Below are 16,462 nucleotides of genomic sequence, written 5' to 3' on the forward strand. Positions count from 1 at the left end.
AAATTTAGAGTTAAACAATTTTTCCATTTTCTAAAACAACTGTTTGTGTAGCAAGTTTCTCCCAATCATTACTTGTTGATGAAACAACTACCGTCCAAGGATTTTTTTTGTCCATTAAAAAAGCAATGATTTTTTCCGATTGTTTTGTATCAATTTTGGTAATAGGATCCTCTAATAATAGAATTTCTGGTTTGGATAAAATGCAACGTGCTAAAATTATTTTTTGTACTACAGATGCATTAATCTGTTTTCCTTCTGGAAATAAAGGAGTGTCTAAACCAAGAGGTAATGATTTAATAAAATCAATTAATTCCACTTTTTCCAAAACATAATTAATCTCATTCATTTTTAGATTTTCATTTTGACAGGTAATATTGTCTAAAATAGTGCCTTCAAATGTAGAATCATCACGTGTAATTAGTCCTACTTTAGCTCTATAATTACCTATGTTTATTTTGTCGATATTAATGTTGTTTACAAATAAAGTTCCTGTGCTTGGTTCAACTATTTTTGCTAGTAATCGGATTAGAGTACTTTTTCCAGAACCATTTTCTCCTTTAATTACTACTCTTTCCTTTGGTCTAATAGTTAAATTAATATTGGTTAAAGTAGGTGTTTCCGATTCAGGATATTTATAACAAATATTTTTTGCTTCTAGGGTAATTCCTTCGTTATCTAAGGAGAAGTTTTGAGGATTGTGCTCTTTTTCAATTTCCAAATCAGCCACAGCACCTAATTTTTCTAAAGAAGTAAGTACATCATAGAATAATTCTAAACCTCCAAACAATTTTTCTACTGCAGTTATAATGGTTAAGATGATGATTTCTGCGGCTACAAACTGACCAATATTCATTTGTTCGCTTAATACTAAAATACCACCTATAATTAATAAACCAGCAGTAATAATAGTTTTAAAACCTACTAATTGAACGAATTGTTTTTTTAGAACTTTAAAATGTTTTTCACGATAATTCAAATAATCATTTACCAAAACATCGTTTTTGTTTAGAGAAAACTCGAAAAGATTTTCATTTTTAAAACTCAAATGATTCCTAGCAATTTCTTGTATCCAATGCGCTACCTTATATTTAAACTTGGATTCTTTTAAACTCGTTTCAAGACCTACATTAAAATTTGCTTTAAAAATGATGTATAGTAGACCTAAAAGTAGAATTCCAAAAATAATAAAGAAAGGATGATATAAGGATAGCAATATCATTCCAAAAAAGATTTGTAGCATAGCGGTAGAAATATCTAAGAGTAATTTTGAGAATCCTTTTTGTACTGATAAAGTATCAAAAAAACGGTTGGCTAATTCTGGAGGATATTGATTGTATAGTTGATTGAATTTAATTTTAGGAAAGCGATAGGCAAAATCAAAAGAAGAACGTACAAATATTTTTTGTTGTAAATTTTCGGTAATTCGATATTGCATAATTTTAAATACACCTACTAGTATAACCCCAATTACCACAACAATAACTAAAATTCCCCAAGAGGTGGAAACTTTTCCAGCTTGAAGAAAATTAACAATAGACTGAATTCCAAGAGGTAAGGTTAAACTAATTAACCCACCAAAAATAGAATACAAAAATATTTGATAAATATCTTGTTTATCTATGAGTATTAAATTTTTAAATCTTTCTAAAGGTGTCATAGCAATGTTTTTTTAATTAAATCTATATAAAAAGCAGGTAAACAGTTTGATTCTGATAGGTTTGTAATGTTTTGGAAATGTTCTTTTAAATAATGTTGATGTAAAGAACCTTCCACAATGGAAGAAGCTAATGTTTTAGCATACTTGTAATTGGGGTTTACTTCTTCTATCATTGTAATAATTCTATTTACGACACTTTGGTATACCAAGAAAAAACCTTTTTTGTTTTCTTCGTCTACCTCTTTGGTTAAAAATGTTTTAGTGAATTCACAAATGATGATTTTGTTTAAAATAGACTCATTAATATGTCTGGTGGAAATGTCATCTTTTATTTCTTCAGTAACAACAATTATGGCATTGGATAATTTTTCTATTGGATCCGATATGTTTGTTGTTGCAAAAGCGAGTTTGTATTCAATCCAAGACCAATACCATGAAGATAAATACAATAATAATTTGTGTTTGCTTTCAAAATACCTATAAATAGAACTTTCATTGGATTGGATTTTTTCTCCTAATTTTTTAAAAGTAAAAGCTTCAAAACCAATTTCATGTATTAATAAAATACTATGTTCTATAATTTTTTTTCCTAAATCTGTGGTTTCAGGGTTTTTAACATATAGGTTTTCGTTAACTGTAATGTTTAAATTTGCCAGTAAGTTATCCATAGTTGAAATTTATACTTACAAATATAATAGTAATACTATTAATGCATGAAAGTTTAACTTTTATTTTAGAATTGTAAACAAAAAATCCCGATACAATCGGGATTCATTTTAGTATGTTTATTTAATGATACTTATTCAGCATACGTATGTCGGTATGGTTGTTTAGATAAGATTTGTAGTATGTCTGCCTCTAAAGTTTCAACTGGGGATTCAACAATTCTGTTTACTTCCTTTCCTTTTTCGAAGAAAATAAAAGTAGGAACATTGGTAATTTTTAACCCTTTTTCAAATAGGTCAGGGGTTGTTTTATCTCGTAGCATGGTAATTAGAGTTGTTTTTTCTTCAGAAAAGTTAAGTTCTTTTAAAATTTTATAGAATTTGGGTACTTGATTCTGACTATCTTCACACCATGTTCCCATAAAAATGGTAATAGTATAGTCGATATTTAATTTCTTTATTTGATTAATGAGTTCTGAGTTAGGTTGATAATCAGCAAATCCAGCTTCAAACCATTCATTAAAAGGCTCTTGTAGTAGATCTTTCTTTTTAGTTTTACCCACAAGAATGCCGTCTTCTGTTATTTCTTTTACTGAAGATTCATCAGTATGACTACTATTTTTGTCATTGCGATTCGATTTTCCTTCTTCTCCTTTAGAATGAAGGGCACAACTATTCAAGACTATAAGTAAAAGGATAATGCTAATTTTTTTCATAATTTATTTGTTTTTAGAAACGGCTATTATAACGCCAAAATTGCCATCGGTTTGTGTCCAATCTTTATCAGGCAGATAGGTTCGTGATACAAAACCATCTAAATATAAGGCATTTTTACAACCTAATTGTTTAAAGTAAGAAGCAAAATCATAAAAATTAATTTCTTTTTTAGACATAGCAAAAACAATTTCACCATTTTCTAAAACGCCAACACCATTTCTAATGTTTAAATTTTTAGATTCTTTGTTAAAAGCTTTGTGAATTTGATTGTTTACAACAAGCATTGGGCCTGATTGTGTAGCATACTTAATGTTTTCAGAATAATTGAAGCTTTCAGTTGTATGAATATAAGCTTTATTTTGTTTGGTAAGATAAAAAACACCATTTGGTTTTAAATAAAAATTACCTTTTCCACTTGTAGTATCTAAAGGTTTTTTTATTTTGGAATTTTCAACAAACAAACCAAGAGGAGAAAAGTCTTTTGTATACATTCCACCATTGGTTGCAAAAATCAATTCCTTATTTTTTGTAAATAACCACTTTTTTAAGTTGTTAATACTTCCAAAATTTAAATTATCTTCATTTTTCCAATAAAAAATGACCTCTTCTTTATTAGGGTTTACTCGATAAGTAACAAACCGTTCTTCTTTCTGTGTGTTTTTGAGAAGAGTAAACCCACTGAGAAAAAGTAGTAATAAGAATAATAAAAGAAAGGGTTTTTTCATTTACAACAAGGAATTACAACTCATAGCTTCTGGTTGCTGAATGCCCATTAAATCTAGTATTGTAGGCGCTATATCTCCTAAAACACCATCATGAATTGATTTTAATTCGTTATCAATTAAAATAAGAGGTACTGGATTAGTTGTGTGAGCAGTATTTGGCGTACCATCTGGGTTAATCATTGTTTCACAATTGCCATGATCTGCAATTAATAGTGTAGTATAACCATTTTGTAAGGCTGTTTCTACCACTTCTTTTACGCAAATATCGACAGCTTCACAAGCTTTAATGGCCGCTTCCATAACACCAGTATGTCCTACCATGTCTCCATTAGCAAAGTTTAGGCATACAAAATCAACCAATCCTTTTTTTAATTCTGGAATCAATGCGTCTTTTAATTCATAAGCACTCATTTCAGGTTGCAAATCATATGTGGCTACTTTTGGAGAATTTTTAAGGATACGACTTTCTCCATCGAAAGGCTCTTCTCTACCACCCGAAAAGAAAAATGTAACATGAGGATACTTTTCTGTCTCGGCAATACGAATTTGTTTTTTGTTCGCTTTTTCTAAAACTTCCCCTAGTGTTTCTGTAATGTTGTCTTTGTCATATATTACATGTACATTTTTATAGGTTTCGTCATAGTTTGTCATGGTAACATAATACAAGTTTAGTTTGTGCATGTTTTGTTCATGAAAATCTTGTTGCGATAATGCTTCTGTTAATTCGCGACCTCTATCTGTTCTAAAATTGAAGAAAATAACAACGTCATCTTCTTTAATTGTTGCTATAGGTTGGTCATTAGAATCGGTCATTAGAATCGGCTGAATAAACTCATCAGTTATGTTATTTGTATAACTATCTAAAATACTAAGCGTAGCATTCGTAGAAGGTGATCCTTGACCATTTACCATTAAGTCATAGGCTAATTTTACTCTTTCCCATCTTTTATCTCGATCCATAGCGTAATATCTTCCTATTATTGAAGCTAATTTAGCATTAGTATGTGATAAATAGCTTTCTAGGTTTTCGATATATTGTACTCCAGATTTAGGATCGACATCTCTTCCATCTGTAAAGGCATGAACAAACATATTTTGAACGCCTAAACTTTGACCTACATCAATTAATTCTCTTAGATGTGAGGTATGACTATGAACACCTCCATCTGAAGCTAATCCTAAAAAATGTACCGCTTTGTTATTTTTCTTTGCATATTCAAAAGCCTCTGTTAACGGTTTTTCTTGCTGCATCGTTTTATTGGCTACAGCCAAATTTATTTTAGCTAAATCTTGATAGACAATTCTTCCAGCGCCTAAGTTCATATGACCCACTTCGCTATTTCCCATTTGACCTTCTGGCAAACCTACATTTAAGCCATCAGTTCTTAGTTGTGCATTTGGGTATTTTGTATATAAGCTATCTATAAAAGGGGTGTGAGCATTATCTATTGCAGAAACTTTTGGGTCAGGAGATTTTCCCCAACCATCTAATATCATTAAGATTACTTTCTTATTCATTTTTGAAGTGTTTCTACAAATATAAGTATTTGATAAATTCAGCAAGGAAAAACAAGATTGAATTTGTCAAGAAAATTGCGAAAACGATTGAGTAATTTGTAAAGAATATTAGCTTTTCTTTAGCCAGTTTTTAGCTTGATTGTAGTCTATAAAATAGCGGATGCTTATTGAAAAAGTATGGTTTAAATTGTCTGTAAGTAAACTATTAAAATTACTTCGGAAATTCTTGTCTATTTCGTTAGAATAATTAGCGGCATTGTTTCTATACAATACAGTAGCTTGACTACCAGGCGCAAACCACCAAGAATAAGAAAGGTCTAAATTCCAAGTGCTGAAATTTGAATTTTTATTGTCTGTGTAATTGGTTTTTTCCATTAACCTTCCATTATTTTGTAGTGTAAAGAAAGTATTATTCTCTGCTATGGACCAATAATGTCTTACAGATAAATTAAAATTCATTTGGCTATTAATAGAAAATTTACTGGTCAATGAATTGTTAATTGTATTACGATCTCGTTGTGCCATTATAATTTCGTCTGTAGCACTTAAGTAGTCTACATAACCAATGTTGTTCTTTTGGATGTAGGGATTGATAGAATATATCAAAGAGAATTTATCACTAAAACGATATCTAGGACTAATAAAGATGTCAAAATCTGAACGGCCGCTTTGGTCGTAAAATAAATTTGATATTTGTAAATCGAAAGCAAACTTATAATTGTAGTTAGATGAAAAACTAGCCCAGTAGCTTTGCAATCTTGGTAAAATAAGGAATTTTCCATCTTGTCTCGGTTCGTAATAATCAAATCGTTCGAATGGTTTTATTCGGTATCCAAAACCAAAATAATGGTTGTCTTTTGAAGTGGTGTTTACATCCAAGCTAAAATTATTGTTTTGTATTTCATTGCTACCGTTATTATGTTCCATATAGGTGTATAAACCAATATTAAATGAGTTGAATGTTTTGGTAGGAGTTAGGATACGATAGGTAGCATTAGCATAGTAGCTATAATAATTGTTTAAGAAAATAATTCCTAAATCATTTTTATCAAAATCCTTAGATAAATATTCTCCCCCAATACTAAAACGATAATTTCCAGAGGTTTCTCCAAGAGCTAGTGTCGCTTCAATTCCGTCTTTATTTTCTATATCAAAAGTATTGCTTAAATTTATTTTACCAGACAAATTGTAAGTGTTTTTCGGAGTATTTAAGTCGAAAACTAATCCAGCTACATTAGCATCTCTATAGCTTCCGTTTCGGGTAACATTAGTATTGATAAAAGTAACTGAAGAATTTTGATTGAAACGTTTGTCTAATACGGTTACATTATAATTTGTTAATGGAGAGACTATTGCTTCTCTTGAATTTCCAGTTGTATTATCCTTTATAATTACTTTTGTTTCTTCGGTAATCGCATTTAAAAAACCAATGCCTAAACCTTTGTTGTTTCTTCCCGAAATTTTAATCGCGTTAAGTAAGTTGGTCGTTTTAGGGAATTCTTCAATAACTTCATTACTGTTTAAATCAGGTGAGAAAATAGGTGAAGCACCAATTCTTCTCGTGTAAAGTAAATTTCCTTTATTGAATAAATCGGTTCCTTCTGTAAAAAAGGGTCTGTTTTCATTAAACTGTTGTTCAAAAGGACCAAGATTCAATTCTACATTATCAAATTTAGTTTGTCCAAAATCTGGAATTAAAATAGCATCTAAAGTAAAGGCATCATTAATTCCATATTTAATATCTAATCCTCCTTTCAGAGTAAGTTCAGAATCGTCTTTATTTGTGTTGTAGTAAGCGGAAGTGTAAGGAATTAAGAATAATCGAGTAGGTGTTTCAATGTTTTCTATTCCGGTTAAGATACCTGCTTGTTGAGAGAAAGCTCCAGTATTATTATAGACCGGTGACCAAGTGTATTTTTGTCTGGTACGCCTGACTTCTCTAAAAAAGTTAATACCCCATGTTTGAATGTTTTTTTTAGGAAATCGTAAGGCTGCATAAGGAATTTTCATTTCCACCACCCAGCCAAAATCGGTTATTTTTGCTTTACTAGACCAAATTGCATTCCAAGAATAATCTTCTCCATCTTGTGAAGTGAAATTACAATCAGCCTGTCCATTTGCCGCAGTAACATAAAATTGAAAGTCTTGCTGACCATCATTGTAACCATTGATAAAAACGCCAAATAAATCTGAGGTTCCAAAATTATCTCTTTCCGTAATTTCTTTTAATATTTTTTCAGGATGATTGTCATATAATGTGGCACCGATGTATACAGCATCGTTATCGTAAAGCACTTTTACTTCAGATCTTAATTCTTTAGCTTCAGGATTTCCGTTGTCTGGAGAAAAAGTAAAAAAATCTTTTGCTGCTACTACTTTGGTCCAATCTTCTTCATCGAGTTGCCCATCAATTGAAATTTCTGATGTTTTGTTTTCTGCTTTTGTGATTTTTTTAACACTTTTTGTGTCTAAAAGTTCTTGTCCAAATGAAATATTTGAAAATAAGAACAATAAAAGGCAAAAAATGAAGTTATTATGCATGAAATCTTTTTTACAAATTTAGGATTATTCATTTTTGGAGGAAATAAATTATAAAATCTTTAACTTTTTGATAACATATCGACTAAATGCGTTTTTTTTCGATAAAAAGCATAAAAAAATTTGTTTGGTTAAATTTTTTAAATATATTTGAAACCTCAAATCAAACGAATAACTATTAGAATTACAATGAATTACAAATTTTTAACTCTTTTTGCCCTTACTTTTCTTTTCTCTAGCTTCAATTCTGTAGGCAATTCTAAAGAAGAAATAAGTAACAATACAGATCCAAAATTAGTAGCTGCTAATGTTAAAGTCGCTTTAGAAGTCAAATGTAAGAATTTTTATAATTCTATAGAATCAAATGAGCTTTCTTTACCTAAATATGAAAGTTTTTCAAAAGCATTTGAAGGGTATAATGAATTGAAAAATCAAGGTATAATAGAAAAAGATTATTTAACCATTGTAGATTTTAGTTTATCTTCAAACGAAGAGAGAATGTGGGTAATTAATATGACGACAAAGGAAGTCGTACTTCGTTCATTAGTAGCACATGGGAGAAATTCTGGAGAATTATTTGCTACAGAATTTTCTAATAAATCGGAATCATATCAAAGTAGTTTAGGCTTTTATACTACAGGAGAAACATATGTAGGGAAACATGGATTATCTCTTAGATTAGACGGTTTAGAGTATGGTATTAACGATAATGCAAGAGATCGCGCTGTTGTAATTCATGGTGCGGATTATGTTTCAGGGAAATTTGTAAAAGAAAATGGTCGTTTAGGAAGAAGCCAAGGTTGTCCAGCAGTTCCAAACGAAATTTCTAAAGAATTAATCGAATTGATAAAAGATAAATCTTGTTTATTTATTTATCATCCATCAAGAAATTATATAGTAAAATCTAAATTAGTTTCGTAAAGCAGTATATAAATTTTTGTCTAGATTATAAATGTCTTCACGAAATTGTAATTCGTCTTTATCAAGCCAATTTGTCCAATATAATAGATAAACATTAATATCGTTCTTCACGGGAATGGTCTTAATGTTTTTCTTGCTTATAATGGTGTCTATTTCTTTCGATGTCCAACCTTCATCTTCATGTAAAAGTATTTTTTCAGCCAATATTAAAGGGTTCTCAACTCGAACACATCCAGAGCTTAGTGCTCTATATTCTCTTGAAAAATAATCTCTATGATTGGTGTCATGTAAATAAACTGTATGTCTATTTGGAAAATTAAATTTAACTAAACCTAATGAATTGTTATAGCCAGAAACTTGAACATAACGATAAGATTTTGAGTTTTCAGGATTCCATTCTTCTGGAGTAATTACACTTCCTGAAGAATCATAGATAGTCAATCGAGTTCTTTTGAAATATTCTAAACTTTTCTTTGCGGAAGGTGTTAAGTCTTCCTTGATGATAGTTGGAGGAACAGTCCAAGTTGGATTAAATACTAAATTCGATAGTTTAGAGATAAGAACAGGGGTGTTTCTTTTTGGAGTTCCTACTACAATATTATGTTTGGCTATAGTGTCTTCTTTGGCAACATACACAAGATTATAATCGGGTAAATTAACTAATAAATATTCAGTACCAAAATCAGATGGGAACCATTTCCATCTTTCTAAGTTGGCAATAATTTGATGTTTTCTTTCTTCTTTGGTAAAATTTAAAGCTTGTATAGTACCTCGACCTATTACTCCATCAGGTTTTAAACCATGTCTAGCTTGAAATTTCTTAACAGCTAAAAAAGTAATGGTGTCATAAACGGCAGTTATAACACTATCTTTTCTTGTATAATCTTTCCAGTAAGCTAATTTCTTTTTAATAGTAATAATCTCGTTTAATGTGTCATGCAACTGAATTTTATTTTTAATATCAATTTTGTCAAAATTGTATTCTGGGTATTGGTCTATTACGATTAAGCTCTCTTTTATTTTAGAATAAACATAGTGCTTAGGTCTTAACTCGTCAAAAGTGGTAGCTATGGCTTTATCTTTTATTCCTTTTTCTAAGTAATTAGATAAAGCAATTGGTTTTGGGTTTAAATCCCAATCTTTGTATAATTTTTTAGGATTGAGTTTGCCTCTAAAAAGATGTAAGGCTAGTTTTTCAAAGCTTTCAGTTAATAAAATGTCATATTTTAGAACTTCTTCATCATCTAAATTTTTTCTTTTTTCTTCTAAAGCTATAATCGTTTCTAAATTATAATCCGATGGGTTTAAGCCATCTTTATAGCTGTCTTTTATTTCATTAATTAAATCGGTTCTGTTTTTTAAACTGTACCAAATTTCATAATTATTTAATTTGCTGTAATATAATTTGATGCTGTCTTTTAATGTGGCTATATGTTCTGGAAGCAAAGGTCTTACTACTTCTTGAGTGGTGGCATCTTTTAATAAACTATCGTCTAAAACAGCAGCATCAGTATTGTTTTTACAACTCATTATTAAGAAGACGATAAAAATATAGTGTATTAATTTTGTCATAAACTTGTTCTCATTTGAATTTTTAAATTCCTTTTACAATACATTGCTGTTAGCTTTCGTTAAGGAATCTTAAATTATACTTTGCAAAAATACATACTAAATTGAATCTTCTAATCATTAGAAATAGTGATTTTAGGAATCCAAAATTACTTCATTTAAATATAGTGTTTTTTTTATTCTTAAAACAGCAGTTTTAAGGGTTTTCATCAATAATTTTATACCTTTCGTCGTGTAATTAGAATAATTATAAAAAAGCTTCTTGCTTTGTTTTTTATTTACTTTTTTAAAATTTTAACATTTGCTGTATCACTTTGCTATTTTACAATAGCTATAAGCATGCCATTTTTGATTTCTTTTTTTTAAAAGTGTCTGATTATTTTGCCTTTTCAAAGTTATAATGATGAGATAGTCATTCTATACTGCTTTTGAAGTGATACTGCTTTTTTTGTAAAATATTCATTATTAGACTGTTGAATTGCTTGATTGACAAGGGATGACTAGGATTAAAAATAAAGTGTAAAATTTTCTAAAAAAAATTTGCATGTAAAAAAACTTTTAGAGTATATTTGCACCCACAAAAGGAATTCAACAATTAAATGCTGAATTTTTAATGCGGAAGTAGCTCAGTTGGTAGAGCTCCAGCCTTCCAAGCTGGTTGTCGCGAGTTCGAGCCTCGTCTTCCGCTCTAAACTTTGATGAAAGTTTTAAAAAAAATCATTGCGGAAGTAGCTCAGTTGGTAGAGCTCCAGCCTTCCAAGCTGGTTGTCGCGAGTTCGAGCCTCGTCTTCCGCTCAAAAAAAAAGCCTCAAACAAAGTTTGAGGCTTTTTTTTTATTTTAGATTATTAAGTTCGGTTTCTGGGTTGATTTCTTCAGGAATCTGGTTCTTGCGGAATAAACGCGCTGTTAACTGCCCTTTTAGTTTTATAGAGTCTCCTTTTACTTCTAGCCAACTTCCTTCTCGAAGTCCTATCACTGGTTGCGGATTGAAAACATGGAATTCATTAATTCGGGTTTCTCTTGTTTCTCCCATATGAGTAGAAGTAGAGTCTGGATCTAAATAATGTGGATTAATATTAAAAGGTACAAATCCTAATGTTCTAAAGCTAGGAGGATAAACTATCGGCATGTCGTTTGTTGTATGCATTGTTAAACCACAAATATTACTTCCTGCACTAGTACCTAAGTATGGTATTCCTGTTTTTACTGTATTTTCTAAAGCATCTAAAATGTTGTTTTTATAAAGTTCGTTTACTAAAACAAAGGTATTTCCGCCTCCTGTAAAAATGGCTTCTGCTTTTTCTACAGCTTTCATAGGGTTTTCAAATTCATGAATACCCGTTACTTTTTTGTTTATTTTTTCAAAAGCCTGTCTAACTTTGGTTGTATACTCTTCATGAGTGATGCCATTAGGTCTTGCATAAGGGATGAAAAGGATGGATGTAGCTGTTTTAAAATGCTCTTCTAAAACGGGTAATAAATACTCTAAATAACCTCCATTGTATAGAGTCGAAGTACTTGCTATGATTATATTTTTCATGGCTTATTTTGATTTTTTTTCAAAATTACTATTTTCAATTAACAAAAGTTTATAATCTTATTAGTATTTAATTGGCAGCATTCTCGATTACTTTTACAAAATACTTTTTAATAGAAATTCTATGATAAAAAAAATACCTGTATTATTTCTTTTTTTTCCGCTTCTAATTTGGTCTCAAAACGATTCTATTTTTAAAGGTAAAATTGTTTCAGAATCAAAGGAATTAGATGAAATACATATTATAAATGTTTCTCAAAAAACAGGTGTTTTGTCTGAAAGAGGTGGTTATTTTAAAATCATTGCTTCTGTTAATGATACTTTAATGTTCAGTGCAGTTCATTTAAAAGGGTATCAAAGAGTGGTTATAAAGCAAGATTTCGAAAGAGATTTGGTTTTTATACCAATGGAGGTTTATGAAAACCAATTGGCAGGTGTTACGCTTACAAAATACCAGAATATCAATGCAGAATCTTTGGGAATTGTGCCAAAAGGACAAAAAAGATATACTCCTGCGGAAAGAAAATTAGCTACAGCTGGAGATTTTAAATGGTATAGTCCACTATTAATCCCAATAGGTGGAATGAGTGTTGATGGTCTTTTAAATGCAATTAGTGGAAGAACTGCTATGCTTAAGAAGGAATTGGTCATAGAAGGGAAAGAAGTACTACAAGAGAAAATTACAAGTGTGTTTACAAAAGAATATATCATCAATACCTTGCATATTCCAGAAGATTATGTGGATGGTTTTTTATTTTATGCTGTTGAAGATACTAGGTTTGCTAACGAGATGAAAAGAGATAATAAAACAATGGCAACCTTTATTCTGAGTCAATTAGCAGATGAATATTTGAAATTGAAAGCAACTGAAATAAATGAAACTAAATATGAAGCCAAATAGTAGTATTGTTGTTTTGTTTCTTGTTTTGACGCAGTTTTTGTTTTCTCAGAATCAAAATAAAGAAAGGGAACTAGTAAATGGAAAAATTATTTCCGATTCTTTAGATGTAGAAAATATTACCGTTTTTAATATGTCTTCAAATATAGGGGCGGTTTCCGATGCTAAAGGTAAGTTTGCTATAAGAGTTCGTGTTTCTGATACCTTGTTTTTTCAAGCTCTATCTTTTGTCTCTAAAAAGTATATTATAACTGAAAATGATTTTTTTGTAGATGAATTAGAAATTAGATTGAATATGAATGTAAATGAATTAGATGAAGTTGTAATTACTCCTACTAGCTTAACAGGGAATTTAAAAGAAGATACCAGAAAAATAAAAATCTATCAATTAAATCCAATTGACATGAATAAAGTGGTGCATTATGAAGATGCCCGATTTTCGTCGGGAAATAAAATAACCACATCCCCAGATCATTTTGCTCCTAATGGTACAGGAATCAATCTAAAATTAATAGGGGAGCAAATAGGGAAGTGGTTAGGGATAAAAAAGAATTCTAAAAAAAATGCTTTAGAAGTAATGGAAGAAAGGAGATTGCATGATATTCAAGTAAAATCCTTTGCCGATCATATGAAAGAGCGATTTTCATACCATTTTTTTGTTTCGGATTTAAAATTAAAAAAAGAGGATATTACTGTTTTTTTAGCCTATGCAGAGATGCCTAGTAAAACATTGGCAGAATTTTTGAAAACAGAAAATGAGTTGCAACTAATTGAGTATTTAGTGAAAAAAGCAGCAGCGTTTCATCAAGAAAACAAAGAAGATTCAATACTTTTGCCAAATGAAAAAGAATAATGTCCTCATTTTAAGTTTATTTCTCTTATGTATATCGTCCTCATTTGTTTTACATAAGTTTTATGTCTCTGTAACTCAGGTCGATTATGTTAAAACTAAAAGTAGAGTAGAAATAACCTCTAGACTTTTTATTGATGATTTTAATAAGGTACTAGAAAAGAAATACAATAAGAAAATTTATTTGGCATCTAATAGACAAATAGAAGGAGCTACAAAGTTGGTTGAAACTTATCTTAAAGAAAAAATGAAAGTAAGAATTAACCAAAAAACTTACGATTTACAATTTTTAGGAACCGAAATTGATAATGATGTGTTAATTTGTTACTTAAAAGTTAATTTTTCTGAAAAAATCACTACTTTCGAAATCGAAAATTCAGTATTAACTGAAATGTTTAAAGAACAGCAAAATTTATTGCATACAAATATTAATGATGAAAAGAGTAGTTTTCTATTAACCAATTCAGAAACTACTGCTTTTTTAGAATTTTAAATTAATTAACCTACCATGAAAAAAAAGATTTTATTTTCTTCTGTTTTTCTTTTTTTAGCTGTTTTTACAACTACAGCTCAAGACAATAAAACTGAGGATAAGAAAAGAGAACCAGGTCATTATAACGAAAATAAATTTCGTCAGATGTACGACTTAATGGCTACTCCAAATATGTTTCGTACTGCATCAGGAGCTCCTGGACCTGCTTACTATCAGCAGCAAGCAGATTACAAAATGAATATCGAACTAGATGATAAAAACAAAAAATTATACGGTTCAGAAACAATAACCTATTATAATAACGCTCCAGAACCGTTAGAATATCTTTGGGTTCAATTAGATCAAAATATAAGAGCCGCAGATTCTAAAACACCTTTAGTAGAGAGTCAAAGAATGGATCCTGCATTAGCTCCAGATAAATTTGCTAAACGTTTTATGGAAGAACCTTTTCAAGGTGGTTTTCATATTGAATATGTAAAAGATAAATCAGGGAAAGATATCAGTTATACGATCAATCAAACCATGATGCGTATTAATTTAGATAAGCCTTTACAATCGAAACAAAAAGTAACGTTCTCTATTAAATGGTGGTACAACATCAATAATTACCAAGTAGATGGTGGTCGTTCGGGATACGAGCAGTTTGAAGATGGTAATCGTTTGTATGTAATTGCTCAATTTTATCCTAGAATGGCTGTTTATAGCGATGTAGAAGGTTGGCAAAATATGCAATTTTGGGGAAGAGGTGAATTTGCACTCACTTTTGGAAACTTTGATGTAAGTATTACAGTTCCTGCTGATCATATCATGGAAGGAACGGGGGTTAATATAAATAGAAAAGATGTGTTTACTGCAGAACAAATGAAAAGATGGGCGCAAGCTGAAAACACGTTTGATAAACCTGTTATTATCGTAACTCAAGAAGAAGCTGAAAGAGCTGAAAAAGGGTTTTCTGACGCTAAAAAAACGTGGAAATTTAAAGCTGAGAATGTACGTGATTTTGGTTTTTCAACATCAAGAAAATTAATGTTAGATGCTATGGCTGTTCAATTGGAAACCAAAAAACCAATGGCAATTTCAATCTATCCAAAAGAAGCAAATCCTTTATGGGGAGAATATTCTACAAGAGCGGTTGCGCAAACTTTAAAAACATATTCTAAGCATACTTTTGATTATCCTTATCCTAAAGCCGTTTCTGTTTCGGCTCAAGACCAAGGAATGGAATATCCTATGATTTGTTGGAACTTTGGACGTCCTGATAAAGATGGTAAATATTCAGATCGTGTAAAATATGGTATGTTAGGTGTTATCATTCACGAAGTAGGTCATAATTTCTTTCCAATGATTGTCAATTCTGATGAAAGACAATGGACTTGGATGGATGAGGGATTAAATACGTTCTTGGAATATTTAACAGAATTAGAATTTGATCCAAACTTTCCTACAGATAGAGGGCCAGCAGCTAAAATTGTTCCTTATATGAAAGGAAATCAACAATTTATTGCACCAATTATGTCAAATTCTGAAAATATTTTCCAATTTGGATCTAATGCTTATGGAAAACCTGCTACTGGTCTAAATATCCTTCGTGAAACGATTATGGGAAGAGAATTATTTGATCACGCATTTAAAACGTATGCACAAAGATGGATGTTTAAACATCCAACTCCAGAAGATTTGTTTAGAACGATGGAAGATGCTTCTGCGGTAGATTTAGATTGGTTTTGGAGAGGATGGTTTTATTCAACAGATTATGTGGATTTAGGTATTAATGACGTGAAACAATATTATGTTTCTTTGGAACCAACACAAGAAATGAAAGATTTTGTAGCCAGAAGAGGTAGATTTCTAAGAGATACAGGGCCATTTATTTATTTAATTGACGAAAATCACAAAGAATTTAATCAAGATACAAAAAAGGCTTTTGAAGTAAAAGATGTTCAGATTTTAGAGGATTATGTGGCTAAAAATTATTCGTCTGAAGAGAAACAAAAATTAGCTAATCCAAAATATTTCTACGAGGTTGAATTTAGTAAACCAGGAGGATTAATGATGCCAATTATTGTAGAATTACATTTTGAAGACGGTACTACAGAAATGCATAAGTTTCCAGTACAAATTTGGAGAAAAAATAATGATACTGCAAAACGTGTTTTTGCAACCGATAAGAAAATTGTAAAAATACAATTGGATCCAAAATTAGAAACAGCAGATATTGATATCACAAATAATGTTTGGCCAGCAGAAGCAGCGACATCGAAATTTGATGAGTTAGATAAATAACCTTAATCTAAATGTAAAAAATAGTTAAAACCTATGTCAAAATGTAAAACTTTGGCATAGGTTATTTTTTTCTTTGTAACTTTGTCTCAA

Annotated in this window: 13 protein-coding genes and 2 tRNA genes; 7 read left to right on the plus strand and 8 right to left on the minus strand. The window is 30.3% G+C overall.

The features are described 5' to 3' along the window. Positions 1-10 precede the first annotated feature (10 nt). The 6 genes from CX675_RS11265 to CX675_RS11290 all read right to left on the minus strand — a co-directional run bounded on the left by CX675_RS11265 (position 11) and on the right by CX675_RS11290 (position 7,823). Positions 11-1,657, minus strand: a complete 1,647-nt coding sequence (locus CX675_RS11265; protein WP_130735337.1) for a peptidase domain-containing ABC transporter — start codon at positions 1,655-1,657, stop codon at positions 11-13. After that, entirely contained in the window at positions 1,654-2,325 is a 672-nt protein-coding gene (locus CX675_RS11270; protein WP_130735338.1) for a TetR/AcrR family transcriptional regulator, read from the minus strand. The genes CX675_RS11265 and CX675_RS11270 overlap by 4 nt, the downstream gene beginning before the upstream one ends. A gap of 131 nt (positions 2,326-2,456) precedes the next feature. Further along, positions 2,457-3,038, minus strand: a complete 582-nt coding sequence (locus CX675_RS11275) for a thioredoxin family protein (protein ID WP_130735339.1) — start codon at positions 3,036-3,038, stop codon at positions 2,457-2,459. Between the two features lie 3 nt (positions 3,039-3,041). Beyond that, positions 3,042-3,764, minus strand: coding sequence for a phosphodiester glycosidase family protein (locus CX675_RS11280; RefSeq protein ID WP_130735340.1), 723 nt, complete (start codon positions 3,762-3,764; stop codon positions 3,042-3,044). Beyond that, positions 3,765-5,282, minus strand: a complete 1,518-nt coding sequence (gene gpmI, locus CX675_RS11285; protein WP_130735341.1) for a 2,3-bisphosphoglycerate-independent phosphoglycerate mutase — start codon at positions 5,280-5,282, stop codon at positions 3,765-3,767. It lies immediately after the preceding gene. A 108-nt stretch (positions 5,283-5,390) separates the two neighbouring features. Then, entirely contained in the window at positions 5,391-7,823 is a 2,433-nt protein-coding gene (locus CX675_RS11290) for a DUF5916 domain-containing protein (protein WP_130735342.1), read from the minus strand. A 186-nt stretch (positions 7,824-8,009) separates the two neighbouring features. On the opposite strand from CX675_RS11290, the gene CX675_RS11295 reads away from it, so the two are divergent. Further along, positions 8,010-8,741 carry a murein L,D-transpeptidase catalytic domain family protein gene (locus tag CX675_RS11295; protein WP_130735343.1) on the plus strand — a complete coding sequence of 244 codons (732 nt, stop codon included), beginning with the start codon at positions 8,010-8,012 and terminating at the stop codon, positions 8,739-8,741. Here the strand turns inward: CX675_RS11295 and CX675_RS11300 are convergent. After that, on the minus strand, positions 8,730-10,313 hold the full coding sequence (locus tag CX675_RS11300; protein WP_130735344.1) for a murein L,D-transpeptidase: 1,584 nt from the start codon (positions 10,311-10,313) through the stop codon (positions 8,730-8,732). The genes CX675_RS11295 and CX675_RS11300 overlap by 12 nt on opposite strands. A gap of 612 nt (positions 10,314-10,925) precedes the next feature. Here CX675_RS11300 and CX675_RS11305 point away from each other — a divergent pair. Together CX675_RS11305 and CX675_RS11310 are read left to right on the plus strand one after the other, a co-directional pair. Then, positions 10,926-10,998, plus strand: a tRNA-Gly gene (locus tag CX675_RS11305). A gap of 34 nt (positions 10,999-11,032) precedes the next feature. Next, positions 11,033-11,105: transfer RNA gene (locus CX675_RS11310), tRNA-Gly, on the plus strand. Positions 11,106-11,143: 38 nt separating this feature from the next. Here CX675_RS11310 and pepE read toward each other — a convergent pair. After that, on the minus strand, positions 11,144-11,851 hold the full coding sequence (pepE, locus tag CX675_RS11315; RefSeq protein WP_130735345.1) for a dipeptidase PepE: 708 nt from the start codon (positions 11,849-11,851) through the stop codon (positions 11,144-11,146). A gap of 121 nt (positions 11,852-11,972) precedes the next feature. On the opposite strand from pepE, the gene CX675_RS11320 reads away from it, so the two are divergent. The 4 genes from CX675_RS11320 to CX675_RS11335 are packed head-to-tail and all read left to right on the plus strand — an operon-like array spanning position 11,973 to position 16,372. Next, positions 11,973-12,749, plus strand: a complete 777-nt coding sequence (locus tag CX675_RS11320) for a hypothetical protein (protein WP_130735346.1) — start codon at positions 11,973-11,975, stop codon at positions 12,747-12,749. Further along, positions 12,736-13,599 (plus strand): carboxypeptidase-like regulatory domain-containing protein, encoded by an 864-nt coding sequence (locus CX675_RS11325; protein WP_130735347.1) that lies wholly within the window; start codon positions 12,736-12,738, stop codon positions 13,597-13,599. Before CX675_RS11320 ends, CX675_RS11325 begins: the two co-directional genes overlap by 14 nt. Continuing rightward, on the plus strand, positions 13,586-14,089 hold the full coding sequence (locus CX675_RS11330) for a DUF6702 family protein (RefSeq protein WP_130735348.1): 504 nt from the start codon (positions 13,586-13,588) through the stop codon (positions 14,087-14,089). The genes CX675_RS11325 and CX675_RS11330 overlap by 14 nt, the downstream gene beginning before the upstream one ends. A 15-nt stretch (positions 14,090-14,104) precedes the next feature. Continuing rightward, complete coding sequence (locus CX675_RS11335; RefSeq protein WP_130735349.1) at positions 14,105-16,372, plus strand: M1 family metallopeptidase; 2,268 nt, start codon at positions 14,105-14,107, stop codon at positions 16,370-16,372. The last annotated feature ends 90 nt before the right edge of the window (positions 16,373-16,462 follow it).

This window comes from Flavobacterium sp. J27 (genome assembly GCF_004303025.1).
Lineage (GTDB): Bacteria > Bacteroidota > Bacteroidia > Flavobacteriales > Flavobacteriaceae > Flavobacterium.